Genomic DNA, 17,620 nt, shown 5'->3' with positions numbered 1-17,620 from the left:
CGTTCCTGTGGGTGAATAGCGTCGTGGACACGTCCGCGACACCGCAGGCCGCAGAAGACTTTCCCGGAAGCAGAAAAGCAAAAACCCGCCGCAGCGGGTTTTCCATAAGCAGCGGAAGCTGGCCGGTAAGCCGCGTTCCTGTGGGTGAATAGCGTCGTGGACACGTCCGCGACACCGCAGGCCGCAGAAGACTTTCCCGGAAGCAGAAAAGCAAAAACCCGCCGCAGCGGGTTTTTCCATAAAAAGTTGAAGCTGACCGGTAAGCCGGGTTCTGTCGTGGACAGTCATTCGTCTAGGCCAGCAATCGCTCACTGGCTCAAGCAGCCTACCCGGGTTCAGTACGGGCCGTACCATGTGAACCCCTATTTGGCCTTGCTCCGGGTGGAGTTTACCGTGCCACGGACTGTTGCCAGCCGCGCGGTGCGCTCTTACCGCACCCTTTCACCCTTACCTGATCCCGTAAACGGGCCATCGGCGGTTTGCTCTCTGTTGCACTGGTCGTAGGCTTGCGCCTCCCAGGCGTTACCTGGCACCCTGCCCTGTGGAGCCCGGACTTTCCTCCCCTCCGTCCGTCTCCCCGAAGGGACAACGACGAAGCGGCGACTGTCTGGTCAGCTTCGGCCGCGGATAATAGGGCATTCGCGGCCATTTGTCACGCGTCTTGCTGATCTTCTTGTTGATCTAAGGCGTAACGGTAGAGTGCATTTTTCTTCACCCCGTGGATTTCTGCTGTCAGTGCTGCTGCTTTTTTCAGTGGTAACTCGCGTTGTAACAGGCCGAGAGTCCGCAGAGCCTCCGGAGGCAGAGCTTCTGCATCAGCATGATACCCTTCAACAATCAGTACCATCTCACCTTTACGGCGGTTCTCGTCTTCTTTTACCCAGCGAAGTAATTCGCCGACCGGGGCACCATAAATACTTTCCCAGGTCTTGGTAATTTCACGCGCCAGTACTACATAACGTTCAGTCCCCCATTCCTGCACCATATCCTGCAGGCAATCGAGCAAACGGTGGGTGGATTCATAAAAAATAAGCGTCCGTGGTTCGGTCGTCAGCGCCCGAAGCGTGTCGCAACGGCCTTTGGTTTTGGCCGGCAGAAACCCTTCGTAACAGAATCGATCGGACGGTAACCCTGAGGCACTTAATGCTGTTATCGCGGCACAGGCGCCGGGCAGAGGCACGACGTTTACCCCGGCATCACGGCATTTAGTGACCAGATGATAACCAGGGTCGTTAATCAGCGGGGTACCTGCATCAGAAACCAGCGCTATACTTTGACCTGCCTGTAATCGTGTTATCAGATAATCGGCTTTTTGCTGTTCATTGTGATCGTGGAGTGCGAACAGGCGCGCGTTGATTGCGAAATGTTGTAGTAACATGCCAGTGTGGCGTGTATCTTCTGCGGCAATCAAGTCTGCGTTTGACAGGACAGTCAGCGCACGCTGTGTAATATCGCCCAGGTTACCTATGGGGGTCGGGACGATATACAGTGTACCCGCAGAAATATCTGTCTGATCGTTTTGTTTCATTGTTTCATCCGAATTGCCGATTTAATATTAGGCGTTCTGAAAAAAACATAACCGGATACCGTATGCTTCTTTCAAATGTGAATCGTCGTAAAGCAGGGCGTTTTGTTCCTGTTGTTCTTGCCGGGCTTATTCTGGCCGCCTGTTCTTCTCAGGGGCCGCAGGCACCTGCGGTGAATGTCGGGGGGCCGGCAACAGGTACCTCTGCTTATTACCTGCAACAGATGCAGCAGAGCAGTGATGATAGCAAGACCGACTGGCAATTACTCGCAATCCGCGCGTTAATGACAGAAGGAAAATATTCTGCCGCCGGTAAACAGCTGCAATTATTACCGCAACAGGTCTCTGCAACCCGGCAGCAGGAGCTGGATTTACTGAAAGCACAGTATGCGGTATCGGCTAATCATTCGGTAGCGGCGCTGCAGCTGCTGAAAGGGGTGAATGTCGCCGGGTTATCGGCCGATCAAAAGACCCGTTATTACGCGACCACCATTGCCGCGAGCCGCGATCAGCCGAGCCTGGACACTCTGCGCGCTTATATTGCCTTACAGCCCTTGCTGAAGGGTGATGCTCAACAGCAAAATATTGATAATACCTGGCTGTCGTTACGCAAAATACCTCAGCAGCAAGCCAGCAACTTTATCATTAATGCCAATGAAAATATTCTGCAAGGCTGGCTGGATCTGCTGGGAGTCTATTACCGCAGTAACGGTGATCTGAATGCGCTGAAATCCGGGGTGAAAGACTGGCAAACCCGTTACCCGGATAACCCGGCAGCAAAACAATTGCCTGCGGGTCTGCTGCAGAGCATGAATATGACGCCTGCATCGACCAATACAATTGCATTACTGCTGCCGTTAAGTGGCCCTGCGGCTGTGTTTTCACAGGCGATAGAAAAAGGGTTTGATGATGCGCGTAATGGTGTAATCAGTCAGGTAACTGCCTCAGCGGTTGTACCATCCTCGACGCCTGCGGCAGCGGCTGTGACAGGGGCAACTGCTCCGGCGGCCAGCACGGTCACCGGCAGTGCTAATGCACCGATCAGTGCCACATCACCGGCAAACACTGATGCTGTTGTCAGCCCGTCGGCGGCAACGATTCCGGCAGCGACGCCGCCTGCGTCAGCCGCTGTAACGGCGGCAGCCTCCTCAGCGCCGACGATACCCGCGACAGCACCGGCCAACAGCACTACGCTGGTGAAAGTGTATGATACGAACACACAGCCGGTCGAACAGCTGATTAAGCAGGCACAGAGTGATGGTGCGACCCTGGTCGTCGGTCCCTTACTGAAGGACGATGTCAGCAAAGTTGCTTCCCTGTCCACGCCGCTGAATATCCTGGCGCTGAATGAACCCGGCAGCTTACAGAACCACCCCAATATGTGTTATTTCGCCCTGTCGCCGGAAAATGAAGCCCGCGATGCGGCCCGTCATATCTGGCAGCAAAACAAACGTATGCCCCTGTTGCTTATTCCGGCGAATAACTTTGGCAACCGTGTGGCAAATGCTTTTGCGCTTGAGTGGCAAAAACTGGGGGGCTCAGTGGTCGAACAGCAGACGTTTGGTTCAGTCGCTGATCTTAAACAACGGATTAACAGTAATTCCGGTATCGCAATGACCGGTACACCGGTTGTGGTACAAAATAATTCAGCACCGGCATCCTCTTCGGTTTCGGTTGCCGGACTGACCTTTGCTGCCCCTGAACAACCGGCACCTGTGGCAGATAACGCTGCGCCGGGCAATATTGATTCTGTTTACATTGTCGCCAGCCAAAGCGAACTGGCGCTGATTAAACCGATGATCACTATGCGCACCGGAAGCCGTAGCAATATCGCCTTGTACGCCAGCTCACTCAGCTCGCAGGCAGGCTCTGGTCCGGATTTCCGTCTGGAAATGGATGGCCTTCAGTTCAGTGATATTCCGTTACTGTCCGGGGCTAATCCGGCGCTGATGCAACAGACAGTGAAAAACTTCAGTAATGATTATTCGCTGGCACGTTTGTACGCAATGGGGATCGATGCCTGGACTCTGGCGAATCACTTCAGTCAGCTCCGCCAGCAACCCGGTTACCAGATCAGCGGAGATACAGGTATGCTGAATGCCGGTCAGAATTGCGTGATTAACAGGACGTTATCATGGAACCAATATTCTCAGGGGCAAATTATACCGGTACATTAAACCGTATTATTAACGGACAGTTGTATGAGCGGCGTGCGCGTCGCTTTCTGCAACGTGCCGGGCTGAAATGGGTGGCCAGTAATGTTCGCTATCCCTGTGGCGAAATAGACCTTATCATGCGCGATGGCATGATATGGGTGTTCACAGAAGTGCGTTTCAGAAGCAATGATCGCTTCGGCGGGGCACTGGCCAGCATCACCCGGCAGAAGCGGCAGCGGTTACGGAAAGCTGCCGCCCTATGGCTGGCCGGCAGGCAGCAAAGTTTTGCTACCACGGACTGTCGCTTTGATATTATTGCGGTGACCGGAAAGGAACTGCAATGGTTAAAAAACGCGTTTGATACCGATATGTAATCACCAGGTGGTCTTGTGCAGGAAAGAATTAAAGCTTGTTTTACCGAAAGTATCCAGACGCAGATAGCTGCCGCCGAAGCGTTGCCGGATGCAATCTCCCGTGCAGCGATGACGCTGGTTCAGTCGTTGCTCAATGGCCATAAAATTCTGAGTTGTGGCAATGGCGCATCCGCCGCCAATGCTCAGCATTTTACCGCTACGATGATAAATCACTTTGAAAATGAACGACCCAGCTTACCCGCAGTCTCATTAAGTGCAGATAATATTATGCTGACCGCGATCGGTAATGATCGACAGCATGATGAAATTTATGCCAAACAAGTCAGAGCACTCGGGCAGGCAGGAGATGTGCTGCTTGCAATATCGACCCGTGGCAACAGCCGGGATATTGTGAGAGCTGTCGAAGCTGCGGTGACCCGCGATATGACCATCGTCGCCCTGACCGGATATGACGGGGGAGAACTGGCCGGATTGCTTGGCCCCCATGACGTTGAAATACGCATTCCTTCGCACCGTAGTGCAAGGATCCAGGAAATGCATATGCTGACGGTGAACTGTCTGTGTGAACTTATTGATTACACATTATTTCCCCATCAGGAATGACTGAAGGAGCATTAATGAAAATACTTCCGGTATTCGCGATTTTTATCCCGGCCCTGATGTTACAGGGCTGTGCGGCAGTCGTCATAGGCAGCGCTGCGGTAGCGACTAAATCAGCAACAGATCCACGGACAGTGGGTACTCAGGTTGATGACGGCACCTTAGAACTCCGCGTTGCCAATGCATTGTCAAATGATAAACAGATAAAATCAGACACCCACATTAATGCCATGGCCTATCAGGGCAAAGTATTACTGACCGGCGAAGCTCCGTCACAGGCGCTGGCAGACAAAGCGAAACAGATTACTGCCGGCGTGGACGGTGCATCGGAAGTGTATAACGAAATTCGTATCGGGCCGAATGCCTCTCTCGGAACTTCTTCGGAAGATACCTGGATCACCACCAAAATTCGTTCCCGGTTACTGGGAAGCGATAAAGTGAAATCTTCAAATGTAAAAGTCACCACAGAACAGGGAGAAGTTTTCCTGATGGGATTAGTCACTGCTGAAGAGGGGCAGGCTGCTGCAGATATAGCCAGCCGTGTGAGCGGTGTTAAACATGTCACTACAGCCTTCACTCTGCTGAAATAAGGGGTTCTCAGGCAGTCTGTCAGGCTGCCTGAGCTTCTTCCAGACAATCAATAATCAGTAATTTTCCGTCACTCACGGCGGAGATATAAATTTCTGACTCATCATTGATCAAGGCCCCGTCTCCGCAGGCCATGGATAACGATTGCTGACTGCCTTGCAGTGATAATTCACCGGATACGGATTGCAGATAGCAATGGGTACCCTGCAAGCGGAATGGCAGGCTTTCTCCCTGGCGGTAATTCAACTGGTGTACCCAGATGTTCTGCCGCAGTTGCAGGCTGCCATCACTGCCTTCCGGTGAGGCAATCAGAACCCACTGTTTATCTGAAGCCAGAGAGCGATGTTGTACTGGCGGAGCGGTTTGTTGCGGGCAGGCATTCAGCCACAGTTGCAGGCGGAGTAAAGCATGCTGCTGACAGGGATTAGATTCCTGATAAATACTGTTGTCGTTGGCAGAAAGTAACAGTGCATCTCCTGCCCCGGCCCGTGATATTTGTCCGTCGCTGCTGCGGTATTCGGCCTCTCCCTGCAGAATAATATTCAGCACATCAATTTTCGGAAAGCTGCGTGGCTGGAAAGAGCTTCCCGGCGCCAGGCTCTCCTGGTTGAGTACCTGCAGGTAGCTGAATCCCATCAGCGCCGGGTCAAAGTAATGGCCGAAGGAGAAACTGTATCTGGCTTTCAGCCAGCCATAATCGGCAGTGCCGCATTTTTTTGCTGACCGGAGAGTTAACATATTTCTTCCTGTAAATCATGGTGTGCTTTTATCTTAAAGGGCTGGACGGCTGAATGTTAGCCAGTTAATCTGCCTGCTATATTCAAATTTACTGAAAGAGAATCTGATGGTAAGAGAACGGGCACTGACACTGGAAGCGCTGCGGGTTATGGATGCGATTGACCGTCGTGGCAGTTTTGCGGCGGCCGCTGATGAACTGGGCCGTGTTCCGTCGGCTCTCAGTTACACCATGCAAAAGCTTGAAGAAGAACTGGATGTCGTGCTGTTTGATCGTTCCGGCCATCGCACCAAATTTACCAATGTCGGCAGACTGTTACTCGAACGGGGCCGGGCCCTGCTGGAAGCCGCCGAAAAACTCACTACCGATGCAGAAGCTCTGGCTCGTGGCTGGGAAACTCATCTGACGATTGTTACCGAAGCACTGGTACCCTGTGAGCATCTGTTTCCGCTGGTTGACCGGCTGGCAGAGAAGGCTAATACCCGGGTCTCGCTTCTGACAGAGGTACTGGCCGGATCCTGGGAAAGGCTGGATCAGGGGAGAGCCGATATTGTTATTGCTCCGGCCATGCATTTCCGGACCTCCAGCGAAATTAATACCCGTAAGTTATACAGTATGACAGGCGTCTATGTAGCCAGTCCTGATCATCCGATTCATCAGGAACCGGAGCCCCTTTCGGAAGTGACGCGGGTAAAATACCGCGGGATCGCGGTAGCGGATACTGCCCGTGAACGGCCTGTCATTACCGTACAGTTACTGGATAAACAGCAGCGCCTGACTGTCAGTTCATTAGAAGATAAACGTAAAGCATTGCTGGCAGGACTAGGGGTAGCGACTATGCCCTGGCCATGGATAGAAAAAGATGTGGCAGAAGGGCGGTTAAAAGTGGTCAGCCCGGAATACCGGAATGAGATCAATATTATTATGGCCTGGCGGCGTGACAGTATGGGAGAAGCGAAGGCGTGGGCATTGCGTGAAATCCCGCGGCTGCTGGCAAAATATCAGACCCCTTCATTATGGTAGTCCGGCCACAGACAGCCTGTGGCCGGGAACCCTGATCAGCGGTTAACCCGATGGTGGGCTGACCACCAGTTATGATCCGGCCCGACGGGGATGATCCCGGAGGGATTTATCTGCCGGTGGCTGGCGTAGTAATGATGGCAGATATGGGGCAGATTAACCGTGTCGGCAATGCCCGGCAGCTGGTAAATATCCCGCAGAAAGCCATAGAGGTTCGGGTAGTCACTGATGCGTTTCCGGTTACATTTGAAATGGGTGACATAAACATCATCAAACCGTATCAGTGTCGTCCACAGACGAATGTCTGCTTCGCTGAGCTGGTTACCGGTCAGGTAGCGGCGTTCAGCGAGGATTGCCTCAGCACGCTCCAGTCCGTCGAATACAGCACTGACTGCATTATCGTAGGCCTGCTGTGTGGTGGCAAACCCGGCACGGTATACGCCATTATTAATTTGCGAATAAATCCAGTCATTTAACTGATCAATCTGCTTCTGCTGCGATAGCGGATAATAGTCCGTGTCACGGGCCCCGCAGGCGGTGAATGCAGAATTCAGCATTCGCATAATATCGGCAGATTCATTACTGACAATGGTCTGGCGATATTTATCCCAGAGTACCGGCACGGTCACTCGGGTAGTGGCTTGCGGGTCAGCTTTCAGGTACAGCTGGTACAAATATTCCAGTCCGTATAACGGATCGCCGTCTGCATGGGGAAAGTTGCGGTCGAAGGTCCAGCCATTTTCCAGCATCAGAGGATGTACGGCGGAAACTGAAATAACCTGCGTCAGTGCTTTAAGCTGACGCATAACCAGTGTGCGGTGTGCCCACGGGCAGGCCAGAGAGACATACAGGTGGTAACGATTTTTCGCGGCTGGAAATCCGCCGTCACCGCTCGGGCCGGGTTCGCCCTGCGGGGTGATCCAGTGACGCCACTGAGATTGTGAACGAACAAAGTTACCTCCGCTGGCTTTGGTGTCGTACCAGACATCCTGCCATTGGCCCTGAGTAAGCATTCCCATTATGTTCTCCGGAGAGTAAAACAGACTGTTATTGTGTCGCGGGAAACTGCGAGAGAAAAGAGATAAATAACGCACCGTTGCCGGTGAAAGGCTCAGCCAGCCCTGAGGCTGGCTGAGAAACAGGCTATCATTTACCCGGCAGGTTGTTACGTATCATTCGCCAGCTGCTCCATAAACCGAAGCCGCGTTTAGCCCAGCGGGCAACAAAGCCGGGATGTCGTAAAGACCAGAGGGTAGCCAGCCCGCCGCCAATGGCAATATAACGACGCAGGCCCGTTAGCCTGACCCACAGCTGATCATAGCGGCGGGTTGCCTGGCACCAGTCACGTTGACAGGCCTGAAGGTCCAGTCGTTGTTGCTGAATCACTGCCAGCAATTCGTCTCTGCGACGTTCAATATCACGGCGGCTCATTACTGTCTGTCCTCCAGCAGCTCCCGATCAGTTGAAAGTTCTTTACGGGTATGGCGTAACAACGTTGATTGCCGGGATTTAACTAATACCCGGATCCCGAAAATCAGCGCCAGGGCAAACAGTACCCCGGTGGTAATACCGATAGCCATCAGCCGGTATTCTGCACCTACTGCGACGATGATGAGGATCATCAGACTCATCAGTCCAAATGCCGTAAAAAGCATAGTTAAACCGACCATCAGCAGCATTTGGATCAGGTTAGCTTTTTCCTCCTCTAACTCGACAATTGCCAGACGAACCCTGGTTTCCACAATACTGGCAAGGGTTGTCACCATTCGCTGACCGATAGTAATAATGCTTTTTGCCGGTCCTTCGTTCTGCGAGTGAGTAGCCATAATTAACGGCGTGAAATCAGAATGCCGAACACTACCCCGATAGCAGCACCGATACCCACGCCGTGCCACGGTTTTTCGTGGACGTAATTATCGGCTTTGTGTGCCGCCTCGCGGGTTGTTTTGGCAATATGTTGTCCGGACTCACCGAGGCTTTCACGGGTATTGTGGAGTGCGGCGCGGGCTTTTTTATGCAGCTTTTCAATTTCAACTTTTGATTTATCGCTGGCACCACTCAGGACTTCCTCCAGGGTATCAGCCAGAGTTGCCAGTTCAGCACGCAGATCCTCGGACGATGGAATATTAGCCATTTGAAACTCCTTCTGAAAGATAGTAGTTAAATCCGCAGATGCGGGGAAAACAGACTCAGTAACCTTGTTCACTGTGAACCGATAATACCAGTCGCCTTGAACCTTTTTTTGTGTGTTTGGTGTTATTCTGCGTCCGGGATTGCCAGTCTCAGCAGACTCCCGGAATAACAGCATCACTGTTTTTCTCAGTGCTACCCTCACCCGTGACAGTAGCGCTGAATGCCTGCATACAGACAGTTATCTGGCTGTTTTTATCTGATTATCTGAGTATAGATACAGCCGCTGGAAAGTTCAAAGTTGTGGGGGTGATGAAATAGCCGATCCGGAATCATCTGTTGCCGGATCGGCCGTTCATACACTGGTGTAGGCATCAGAAAGTATCTGCCTGAGGAGTTTTTGTGCCTCAAGACGCTGGTCTTCGCTTTCGAGACGAATGACCAGCATATCCTGTTCCGGTGTAATACTTTTTATAATGATCCCGCGGGCTGACAGTTGCTGGTAAATAAAAAAGCCATCAGGAAGATTGGTACCTTTATAGGTAACGCCAATCCTGACCTGTGGTGTTTCCTGCAAAAAATCTGAAGTAAGAATAACGCCGGTAATAACCAGGATGCAGCTGATCGCCAGCAAGGCCGCAAGACGGTAACGGATAAATACATTACGTGAATGCATTACCGGGGATTCCGGTCTTGTTGTGTACGTTTACGCCACAAAATATATAAGGAGCCGAATAGGCCGAAGACCAGTAATACCAGTGGCAGAAGCATCAGACAGAACATCAGTTGATCTTCGTATTTCCGGAACAGCGGCGTTTTACCTAAAGCGAAGCCGGCGACTGTCAAAATAAGCACCCAGAGAAATGCACTTATCCAGTTAAAGAACTGAAAGCGGGCGCTTTTAAGCCCGGAAATACCGGCAATGGTGGGTAACAGAGTGCGGACAAAAGCAATAAAGCGTCCGGCCAGTAGCGCCGATAAACCGTGGCGGTGGAAAAGACGATGGGCCCGTTGATGGTACTGGGCCGGTAAATGAGCTAACCATTTCTGTACCAGCGGCGTGTTCCCCAGCCATCGGCCCTGAATGTAGCTGACCCAGCAGCCCAGACTGGCGGCAGTGGTGAGGATAAACAGGGTCAGAGGAAAGTCCATGGTACCTTTAGCAATCAATACGCCGACCAGAATCAGCAGACTGTCTCCGGGTAAAAACGCAGCAGGTAACAAACCGTTTTCCAGAAACAAAATAATAAACAAAATGCCGTAAATAGCCCAGACCAGGGAAGGATCGGCGAGTGTTTCAAAATCCTGCTGCCACAGAGCGTGGAGTAAGGCTTGTAGGGTATCCATTAAGTGTTCCTGACCATCATTAACATTCCCGGAAGAAGCCTTAAAGATAATACATTCCGCAGAAACTGCCGGAATGTCTTTAAAACTTCTGATCAGCGACCTGTGATTACCCTGCTGAAGGGTAAAAAAGGAAGAGTAAGTGTAACAAATAATAAGTTTTCACAATACAGCTAACACGATGCTGACGCAGAGTTTTACCCGGCAGGTACCGTTGCAAAAGGATATTTACACGGACTGACATAATAAGGTTTTCGGAAAGCACACCGGCCATGAAGTGACAGCAGGGAAGGCTGGGAACGGGGAATAGCATTTTTTTATCATCTCTGGCGCGGGGAAAATGACAGTAAGTTCTCCCCGCGTCAGAGATCATTGTACTGCTGTCTGATATTATCTGGTGTGTTCAGCCAGTAATATTTTTTTTTGTGCTTCAGACTGGCAGACGGCGGCCGTAAATAATATATCAGTCGATGAGTTCAGGGCCGTTTCGGCGGAATCCTGCAGGACACTGATCAGGAAGCCGACAGCCACTACCTGCATTGCTGTATCATTCGGTATACCAAACATATTACATGCGACCGGGATCAACAGCAGCGACCCTCCTGCCACGCCGGAAGCTCCGCAGGCACAGAGTGATGCGACCAGGCTCAGCATAATGGCGGTCGGAAAATCGACCGGAATATTCAGGGTATGTACGGCGGCAAGCGTCAGTACCGTAATGGTGATTGATGCACCTGCCATACTGATATTTGCGCCGAGGGGAATGGATACGGAGTAGGTATCTTCATCCAGGCCGAGGCGTTTTGCTATGCCCATATTGACCGGAATATTTGCCGCCGAACTGCGGGTAAAGAAGGCGGTTACTCCGCTTTCCCGCAGGCACAAAAAGACCAGCGGGTAAGGGTTGCGACGGATTTTCCAGAAGACCAGCACCGGGTTAACTACCAGCGCCATCATCAGCATACAGCCGAGCAGTAATGACAGTAGCGAGGCGTAATTCCACAGGGCTGAGAATCCGCTGCTGGCAAGAATTGATGCCACCAGACCAAAAATACCTAATGGCGCACAGCGGATGACTTTGCGTACCAGCCAGCCAATGGCTGACGACAAATCAGTGAGCATCAGACGGGTGGTATCGCTACTATGGCGAAACGCCAGCCCCAGACCAATTCCCCACACCAGGATACCAATATAATTTGCATTCAGCAGTGCATCCAGCGGGTTAACCACCATACTGAGCAGCAGGCTATGCAAAATGGCGGAAATGCCCCGTGGCGGAATGGCTCCCTGATGAGCATGTGACAAGGTAATAAATTGCGGGAAGTGGTAGCTGGCGACAACGGCGACAACTGAGGCACAAAAAACGCTGAGCAGATACATAACGATAATCGGCCGGAGACTTGACTGCTGACCATGACGATGGCTGGCAATCGAGGAGACCACCAGCACCAGCACCAGCACAGGGGCAACCGCTTTCAGAGCATGAACGAAGAGCTCTCCTAACAGTCCGACAGCATTAGCGGCATCTTTAGAGACCATCGCCAGCAAAATACCGGCTAACAGACCCGCAATAATCTGGCCGATAAGATTACCGGACTTCAGCCAGTTGAAAAAACTATTCTTTTTTGTAGTCATATAATATTTACTTAGTTATCAGGATGTTATCATTTTTCCGTGGTTTGTTAATTCGGAATAAATGACGTTTGCCCGCGCAAGTATAAGTAAAAGATCTGCAGAATAAAGCACAAATTCACGGTGTCTGAATACCCGGTAGCGTAAAATACGCGAATAGTGTCATTATTTTTATTAATATATCGCATGGCGACGAAAGTTATAATTTTTGCAGGGGAATGGCTGCCCCCCTGCGGGATATTGTCCTGTTATGGCTTTTGTGATGTCCGGCAATTGACCCAATGGTTGAGTAGCAGCGTCAGCAGCAGAATGGTGGCTATCACGGTCAGGGATACGGTGACGGGAATATGAACGATTTCCATCAGCAGCATTTTTACGCCGATAAATAACAAGATCAGAGCCAGTCCGTATTTGAGTAATGAAAATCGCTCGGCAATACCGGACAGCATAAAATACATCGCCCGCAGGCCCAGTATGGCAAACAGATTTGATGTCAGAACGATAAACGGATCAGTTGTCACGGCAAAGATGGCCGGAATACTGTCAACGGCAAAGATCACATCACTTAATTCGACCATGATCAACACTAACAATAAAGGGGTAGCCCGCAGCACACCCTGCCTGCGCACAAAAAAGCGTTCTCCCTGCAGTGTTTCGGTAACCCGCAGATGGCGGCTCAGCCAGCTAACCAGCGGTTTTTCAGCTGAACTGCCGGCGGCACTTTTTTCCGGGATGGCCATTTTTATGCCGGTGAATACCAGAAAAGCACCGAACAGGCAGAGGATCCAGCTGAATTCATTCACCAGCCAGCTGCCGGCAAAAATCATGGCGGTCCGCAGTACTATCGCACCCAGTACTCCGTATACCAGCACCCGCTGCCGGAGGCTGGCCGGTATAGAAAAATAACTGAATAACATCAGCCAGACGAAAACATTATCGACGGCCAGTGCTTTTTCCAGCAGATAACCAGTGATAAAGGCCAGCGTTTGAGAAGAGGCAATATCAGGACTGACAGTCGTACGTAAGTATCCCCAGAGTACGGCACTGAACAGCAGGGAAACCAGTACCCATACGACAGACCAGCATGCGGCCTGTTTAAATGACATCCCTGCACTGCCACGGCTGCCCTGCAGCCGAAGGTCGATAACCAGCATAATAACGACGATGACGGTGAAACAACTCCAGAGAAACGGATTACCTATACTATGCATCATTCTGCCCTTACAAAAAAACGGCTGAGATCAGAAGATATCAGCCGCCTTTTCGCTGCAAGCAAACCTTACCTTCCGGCAAGGTCTCACTTACAACGCAGAATGTTTTCTGGTTGCCCGGTGACCGGTTGTATACACAACGTAATGACGATCATCCGGCTTATAAGTTACTCCCCTTTGCTGCCGCTATCCTGAAACGGAATGGTAATAAATGCAATACAGGGTATGACATATTTTGAAATATGATGGTGCGCGCGCTCTGTACAGGAAAGGCGATTAATTGCCAGCAGAGGCTGACAGTTTTATGATGACTGCCTCTCCCCCTGTGTGCAGGATTTGTAGTGAAGGAAGGTAAATTCGTCCTTAGCTGGACAACGTTGCTGATTGCGATACCCGTCGGATGCGCCGGTGCGATGGTGACTCTGGGGTTTCGCCATACCATTGAGTGGCTGAACCGCTTACTGTTTGGTACCACTGACGATATCACGCAGGCAATGCATGTCTGGCCATGGTTTCTCTGGCCGGTGATTGTCGGCGCTGGCGGGGTGGTTGCCGGTTTTTTCCTGCGCTATGCGGTGGCTCTGGAAAAAAAACAAAGAGTCAGTACCGATTACCTGGCGGTTCTCAATGCCAGGCTGGACGCGGTACCGACCCGGACTTCATTATTTCGCGCCTTTTCTTCAATAGCCAGTATTGCCAGTGGTGCTTCCATCGGAAAAGAGGGGCCGATGGTACAGCTATCAGCGTTATGCGGCAGTATCATAGCCCGTTGCCTGCCGGTGCGTATTTACCTGAAAAATGGGGATGTTGTTGCTATGGCTGCGGCTGCCGGACTGGCCTCCGTATATCATGCGCCGCTGGCATCGGCTATTTTTGTGGCCGAGGTTGCTTTTGGCATTTCGGCATTACAGCGACTGATTCCGCTGGTGATAGCCTCCGGTACATCGGTGATGACCATGTGGTTGCTTGGCTATCGCTCTGCGCTCTACCCGCTGGCAGATGTCAGGTTTGATGTCAGTGTAAGCAGTATCCTGATGGTGATTGTTATCGGCCTGGTGTGCGGGCTGACCGGCGCCGGTTTTATTACTCTTGCGGGTTACAGTAAAAAACAATTTTCCCGTATCCGCAGTCTGCCATTACGGCTTGGTGCCGGCGGCGTCGCTGTCGGGCTGCTGGCTATCTGCTCCACGGATATTCTGGGCAATGGCTATGAAGTGATTATCAATATTTTCAGTGGTCATTACCTGTTTCCGGGGCTATTAATGTTACTGGTTCTGAAACTGCTGGCCACCTGTTGTTCAGCGGGATCTTCGGCGGTGGGGGGCATGTTTACCCCTTCCTTGCTGATCGGGGCGTTAGTCGGTGCCATGTTCAGTCTGTTGGCCACACACTGGGGCATCGCCAGTCAGCAGGGCTGGCTGTATGCGGCCATGGGCATGGCCGCGGTACTTGCCGCCATCAGCCAGGCGCCGCTGATGGCGATGCTGATGGTACTGGAAATGACCCTGAACAGCAGCTTGCTATTCCCGTTGATGATCTCCACGGTACTGGCGACGATGGTGGCGTACCGGTTACAGTCGGCAGTGACTTATCCGTTAATCTCTACCCATTTTAACCGTGCTGAAGCCCGTTATGATTTTGATAACACCACCATTGCTGAACTGATTATTCCGGGGGCCGCTTTATTGCCAGATGCTTCGGTCGGTGATGCTCTGGCTATCAGTTCTCTGAAGCGTGAGCGCTATGTTTACGTGATTAACGAAAGCGGACGTTTTCTGGGCGTTGTTTCGGTACATGAGATTGCCGCCAGCGTATTGTCCCAGAAAATAACGACGGATTCGCCAGTCCGGGCTGTGATGGATAACGATTTCCCGACAATTTGTCAGGATAAAAGTCTGCGCGAGGGCTGGGAGGCATTCTCACAGGTAACCCTCGAGCGTCTGCCGGTGCTGAGTGATGACTCTGAGCGTTACTTTCTTGGTGCGCTGACGAAAACCAGCCTGATCCGTAAAGCTGGCGCTTTTATCTGATAAAGGTCAGGCTAGCTGCCGGTATACGGTGGCGATAACACGGTGTTTGCGGTTGGGTTTATCCGGTAAAGCCAGTATACTGCGCCCTTTTTCTGCGTTACCCCCAGACCTGTGCCGGAGATATCATGAGCCAATTCGAACTGAGTGATTTTTCACTTACCCTGCATCGTTTTCCGAGAACCGGCGACGATAATGCTTTACAGGCCTGGGATGCGGCAGATGAATATCTGTTACAGCAGGAATTACCGCCGGGCCCGGTGGCGGTATTCAACGATAACTTCGGTGCGCTGACCTGCGTCCTGTTACAGTCAGGACGCCGGGTATGGCATATCAGTGATTCTCTGAACAGTCAGCAGGCGACGCAAATCAACCTTGCCGAAAACCAGCTTGATGAGAGTCAGGTCACGTTTCTCGGCAGCATGACGGCGCTGACAGAAACACCGGCTGCGGTACTGATTAAGGTGCCTAAAACTCTGGCGTTGCTCGAATACCAGCTGGTGTCCTTACGTCCGGTGTTGACGGCTGAAACAGTGATTATCGGGGGCGCGAAAGTTAAAGATATCCATAACTCAACCCTCGGATTATTCGAACGGATCATCGGCGAGACCAAAACGTCACTGGCGAAAAAGAAAGCACGTTTAATTTTCAGCCAGCGTACGGTTGATACACTGACCGCACGCGATTTGATTGAGCGCTGGCCGCTGGAGGGGACCCCTTACACTATCCATAACCATGCCAATGTATTCTCCCGCCAGTCTCTGGATATTGGTGCGCGCTTTTTTATGCGCCACTTACCACGTAATCTGGAAGGGGATATTATTGACCTTGGTTGCGGTAACGGAGTCATCGGGCTGACAGCACTGACCCATAACCCTGATGCGGCTATCCATTTTGTGGATGAATCAATGATGGCGGTAGCTTCTGCCCGGTTAACCATCGAACAGAATCTGCCTGAAGATTTGTCTCGCTGCCATTTCACGGTCAATAATGCTCTGAGCGGATTCTCTGCTGACAGTTATGCGGCTGTACTCTGTAACCCGCCGTTTCATCAGCAGAATGCGGTGACAGATCACGTGGCATGGCAAATGTTCCGCGACGCTTTCCGTTGTCTGCAACACGGAGGGGAGTTCCGGGTAGTGGCTAACCGTCACCTCGACCATCAGCGTAAACTGAAAAAGCTGTTCGGCAACTGCCAGCTGGTGGCTTCCAACAGTAAATTTGTGGTATTGAGGTCTGTTAAGCTGCGCTAAGCTGTTATTTCCGCGCCCCTGAATCGCCAGTGGGTATCGCTGCAGAAGTCCACAGGCGGTGCAGGGCGCTCAGATAATGCCGGACCCAACACGGTCGGTCCTCCGGCCGGATGATGACCGGCCAACCGCTCCCGCGCAATGATGTTTATCCTGTGTTTACCCTCCGTCAATCAGACTATTGGCCTTGAGTCTCCGCGGCCTGCGGAGCTGTATTATTGGCTATCCATGAAAAACGCAGCTGGTAGCCTTCGCCGGTGTGAGTATTTCGCCGGAAACTGGCACCGTCTTCTGCCATACAATAAGTACAACAGTGCAGATTATCGATCTGTTCCGGCGGGACACCTTCGCAGGCCAGTATCTGGCTGGCCAGTGCCGGTAAATCCAGCCAGACAGCGGGGTAGCTTTGCGGGGCACAGGGCCGGACGGCCCGCGGGTTATCCCCGGGATAGTCATAACAGGGGCCGGAAAACCCGCAGCATTGTTCTATCTCTGTTAACACCGGCCGTCCAAGCTGATAGCAACAGGGGCCGATTGCCGGACCGATGGCTATATACAGGCTGCTGCTACTGGCCCCTTTATCGCACAGCCGCCGGACAGCTTGTTGCAGTATACCGGCCAGCGTGCCTTTCAGACCAGCATGCACTGCCGCTACCTGACGGGTCTGCGGTGAGGCAATCAGTACCGGTAAGCAGTCTGCGGTATATACGGCTGCCGGCTGCCGGCCACGACTGATCAGACCGTCTGAGACCACTTGCTGTGGCGGGAAATTATCTTCTGCACAGAGTACGGTGGCGCTATGGCGCTGAATCCCGTAAGCAGCATCTGCCGGGGGGCGGATACCTGCCGGCAGAAACTGGTGGCTGACCCAGCCGAGTGAGTCAAGTAAAGGCGAGCGGGTAACGGCAGCAGCAGAACGGGACATTGCTGTTTCCTGTGTCGAAGTGGCTTCCGGAGTTGCATTCAGGATGACGATACTGCGATAGTTATCCTGAGGTCAACTACTGATAAATCTGATTTAACCAGA

Annotated in this window: 18 protein-coding genes and 1 other RNA gene; 7 read left to right on the top strand and 12 right to left on the bottom strand. The window is 52.0% G+C overall.

Annotated elements, in window-relative coordinates; all coding sequences use genetic code 11:
* Positions 1-244: 244 nt before the first annotated feature.
* Both rnpB and rsmI read right to left on the bottom strand, forming a co-directional pair.
* An RNA gene (rnpB, locus tag JK216_RS03485) (RNase P RNA component class A) lies at positions 245-619 on the bottom strand.
* Positions 620-652: 33 nt separating this feature from the next.
* Positions 653-1,528, bottom strand: coding sequence for a 16S rRNA (cytidine(1402)-2'-O)-methyltransferase (rsmI, locus tag JK216_RS03480; RefSeq protein WP_212707086.1), 876 nt, complete (start codon positions 1,526-1,528; stop codon positions 653-655).
* Positions 1,529-1,590: 62 nt separating this feature from the next.
* Here rsmI and JK216_RS03475 point away from each other — a divergent pair, with 62 nt between their 5' ends.
* From JK216_RS03475 to dolP, 4 genes are read left to right on the top strand one after another with little or no spacing between them, the layout of a single operon-like run.
* On the top strand, positions 1,591-3,702 hold the full coding sequence (locus JK216_RS03475) for a penicillin-binding protein activator (RefSeq protein ID WP_212707085.1): 2,112 nt from the start codon (positions 1,591-1,593) through the stop codon (positions 3,700-3,702).
* Complete coding sequence (locus JK216_RS03470; protein WP_212707084.1) at positions 3,660-4,055, top strand: YraN family protein; 396 nt, start codon at positions 3,660-3,662, stop codon at positions 4,053-4,055. Before JK216_RS03475 ends, JK216_RS03470 begins: the two co-directional genes overlap by 43 nt.
* A 15-nt stretch (positions 4,056-4,070) precedes the next feature.
* Positions 4,071-4,658 (top strand): DnaA initiator-associating protein DiaA, encoded by a 588-nt coding sequence (diaA, locus tag JK216_RS03465; protein WP_212707083.1) that lies wholly within the window; start codon positions 4,071-4,073, stop codon positions 4,656-4,658.
* A 14-nt stretch (positions 4,659-4,672) separates the two neighbouring features.
* Positions 4,673-5,245 carry a division/outer membrane stress-associated lipid-binding lipoprotein gene (dolP, locus tag JK216_RS03460; RefSeq protein ID WP_212707082.1) on the top strand — a complete coding sequence of 191 codons (573 nt, stop codon included), beginning with the start codon at positions 4,673-4,675 and terminating at the stop codon, positions 5,243-5,245.
* A 19-nt stretch (positions 5,246-5,264) separates the two neighbouring features.
* On the opposite strand, the gene JK216_RS03455 is transcribed toward dolP, so the two are convergent.
* Complete coding sequence (locus tag JK216_RS03455; protein ID WP_212711465.1) at positions 5,265-5,981, bottom strand: pirin family protein; 717 nt, start codon at positions 5,979-5,981, stop codon at positions 5,265-5,267.
* 106 nt (positions 5,982-6,087) lie between these two features.
* Here JK216_RS03455 and JK216_RS03450 point away from each other — a divergent pair, with 106 nt between their 5' ends.
* Complete coding sequence (locus tag JK216_RS03450) at positions 6,088-7,002, top strand: LysR family transcriptional regulator (protein WP_212707080.1); 915 nt, start codon at positions 6,088-6,090, stop codon at positions 7,000-7,002.
* 35 nt (positions 7,003-7,037) lie between these two features.
* Here the strand turns inward: JK216_RS03450 and JK216_RS03445 are convergent, their stop codons facing one another.
* The 8 genes from JK216_RS03445 to JK216_RS03410 form a co-directional block, all read right to left on the bottom strand.
* Entirely contained in the window at positions 7,038-8,018 is a 981-nt protein-coding gene (locus tag JK216_RS03445; protein ID WP_212711466.1) for a glutathione S-transferase family protein, read from the bottom strand.
* Positions 8,019-8,145: 127 nt separating this feature from the next.
* A complete protein-coding gene (locus JK216_RS03440) occupies positions 8,146-8,430 on the bottom strand; it encodes a YqjK-like family protein (protein ID WP_212707078.1) in 285 nt (94 codons plus the stop codon).
* Positions 8,430-8,825: a phage holin family protein gene (locus JK216_RS03435; protein WP_212707077.1), complete on the bottom strand. Its 396-nt coding sequence runs from the start codon at positions 8,823-8,825 to the stop codon at positions 8,430-8,432. Before JK216_RS03435 ends, JK216_RS03440 begins: the two co-directional genes overlap by 1 nt.
* A gap of 2 nt (positions 8,826-8,827) precedes the next feature.
* Positions 8,828-9,133, bottom strand: a complete 306-nt coding sequence (locus JK216_RS03430; RefSeq protein WP_212707076.1) for a YqjD family protein — start codon at positions 9,131-9,133, stop codon at positions 8,828-8,830.
* A 351-nt stretch (positions 9,134-9,484) separates the two neighbouring features.
* A complete protein-coding gene (gene mzrA, locus JK216_RS03425; protein WP_212707075.1) occupies positions 9,485-9,805 on the bottom strand; it encodes an EnvZ/OmpR regulon moderator MzrA in 321 nt (106 codons plus the stop codon).
* Positions 9,805-10,476 (bottom strand): DedA family protein, encoded by a 672-nt coding sequence (locus JK216_RS03420; RefSeq protein WP_212707074.1) that lies wholly within the window; start codon positions 10,474-10,476, stop codon positions 9,805-9,807. The genes mzrA and JK216_RS03420 overlap by 1 nt, the downstream gene beginning before the upstream one ends.
* 387 nt (positions 10,477-10,863) lie before the next feature.
* Positions 10,864-12,108, bottom strand: coding sequence for a serine/threonine transporter SstT (gene sstT, locus JK216_RS03415; protein WP_212707073.1), 1,245 nt, complete (start codon positions 12,106-12,108; stop codon positions 10,864-10,866).
* Positions 12,109-12,353: 245 nt separating this feature from the next.
* Complete coding sequence (locus JK216_RS03410; RefSeq protein ID WP_212707135.1) at positions 12,354-13,316, bottom strand: TerC family protein; 963 nt, start codon at positions 13,314-13,316, stop codon at positions 12,354-12,356.
* 341 nt (positions 13,317-13,657) lie between these two features.
* Between JK216_RS03410 and JK216_RS03405 the strand changes: the two genes are divergently transcribed.
* Positions 13,658-15,346, top strand: a complete 1,689-nt coding sequence (locus tag JK216_RS03405) for a chloride channel protein (protein ID WP_343876899.1) — start codon at positions 13,658-13,660, stop codon at positions 15,344-15,346.
* Between the two features lie 125 nt (positions 15,347-15,471).
* Positions 15,472-16,596 carry a 23S rRNA (guanine(1835)-N(2))-methyltransferase RlmG gene (gene rlmG / locus JK216_RS03400; RefSeq protein WP_212711467.1) on the top strand — a complete coding sequence of 375 codons (1,125 nt, stop codon included), beginning with the start codon at positions 15,472-15,474 and terminating at the stop codon, positions 16,594-16,596.
* A gap of 175 nt (positions 16,597-16,771) precedes the next feature.
* On the opposite strand, the gene JK216_RS03395 is transcribed toward rlmG, so the two are convergent.
* Entirely contained in the window at positions 16,772-17,518 is a 747-nt protein-coding gene (locus JK216_RS03395) for a polyphenol oxidase family protein (protein WP_212710178.1), read from the bottom strand.
* Positions 17,519-17,620: the final 102 nt, after the last annotated feature.

Origin of the sequence: Tatumella sp. JGM94 (assembly GCF_018257595.1) — a bacterium.
Taxonomy (GTDB): Bacteria; Pseudomonadota; Gammaproteobacteria; order Enterobacterales; family Enterobacteriaceae; genus Tatumella; species Tatumella punctata.
This window is presented reverse-complemented; position numbering and strand designations above follow the sequence as displayed.

What these genes read in the sequence shown, in the direction of transcription:
- JK216_RS03440 (WP_212707078.1), bottom strand. Translation starts at nt 8,430, where the DNA reads ATGAGCCGCCGTGATATTGAACGTCGCAGAGACGAATTGCTGGCAGTG.
- JK216_RS03470 (WP_212707084.1), top strand. Translation starts at nt 3,660, where the DNA reads ATGGAACCAATATTCTCAGGGGCAAATTATACCGGTACATTAAACCGT.
- JK216_RS03455 (WP_212711465.1), bottom strand. Translation starts at nt 5,981, where the DNA reads ATGTTAACTCTCCGGTCAGCAAAAAAATGCGGCACTGCCGATTATGGC.
- JK216_RS03395 (WP_212710178.1), bottom strand. Translation starts at nt 17,518, where the DNA reads ATGTCCCGTTCTGCTGCTGCCGTTACCCGCTCGCCTTTACTTGACTCA.
- JK216_RS03410 (WP_212707135.1), bottom strand. Translation starts at nt 13,316, where the DNA reads ATGCATAGTATAGGTAATCCGTTTCTCTGGAGTTGTTTCACCGTCATC.
- JK216_RS03475 (WP_212707085.1), top strand. Translation starts at nt 1,591, where the DNA reads ATGCTTCTTTCAAATGTGAATCGTCGTAAAGCAGGGCGTTTTGTTCCT.
- JK216_RS03450 (WP_212707080.1), top strand. Translation starts at nt 6,088, where the DNA reads ATGGTAAGAGAACGGGCACTGACACTGGAAGCGCTGCGGGTTATGGAT.
- rlmG (WP_212711467.1), top strand. Translation starts at nt 15,472, where the DNA reads ATGAGCCAATTCGAACTGAGTGATTTTTCACTTACCCTGCATCGTTTT.
- JK216_RS03435 (WP_212707077.1), bottom strand. Translation starts at nt 8,825, where the DNA reads ATGGCTACTCACTCGCAGAACGAAGGACCGGCAAAAAGCATTATTACT.
- rsmI (WP_212707086.1), bottom strand. Translation starts at nt 1,528, where the DNA reads ATGAAACAAAACGATCAGACAGATATTTCTGCGGGTACACTGTATATC.
- JK216_RS03420 (WP_212707074.1), bottom strand. Translation starts at nt 10,476, where the DNA reads ATGGATACCCTACAAGCCTTACTCCACGCTCTGTGGCAGCAGGATTTT.
- mzrA (WP_212707075.1), bottom strand. Translation starts at nt 9,805, where the DNA reads ATGCATTCACGTAATGTATTTATCCGTTACCGTCTTGCGGCCTTGCTG.
- dolP (WP_212707082.1), top strand. Translation starts at nt 4,673, where the DNA reads ATGAAAATACTTCCGGTATTCGCGATTTTTATCCCGGCCCTGATGTTA.
- JK216_RS03430 (WP_212707076.1), bottom strand. Translation starts at nt 9,133, where the DNA reads ATGGCTAATATTCCATCGTCCGAGGATCTGCGTGCTGAACTGGCAACT.
- JK216_RS03445 (WP_212711466.1), bottom strand. Translation starts at nt 8,018, where the DNA reads ATGGGAATGCTTACTCAGGGCCAATGGCAGGATGTCTGGTACGACACC.
- sstT (WP_212707073.1), bottom strand. Translation starts at nt 12,108, where the DNA reads ATGACTACAAAAAAGAATAGTTTTTTCAACTGGCTGAAGTCCGGTAAT.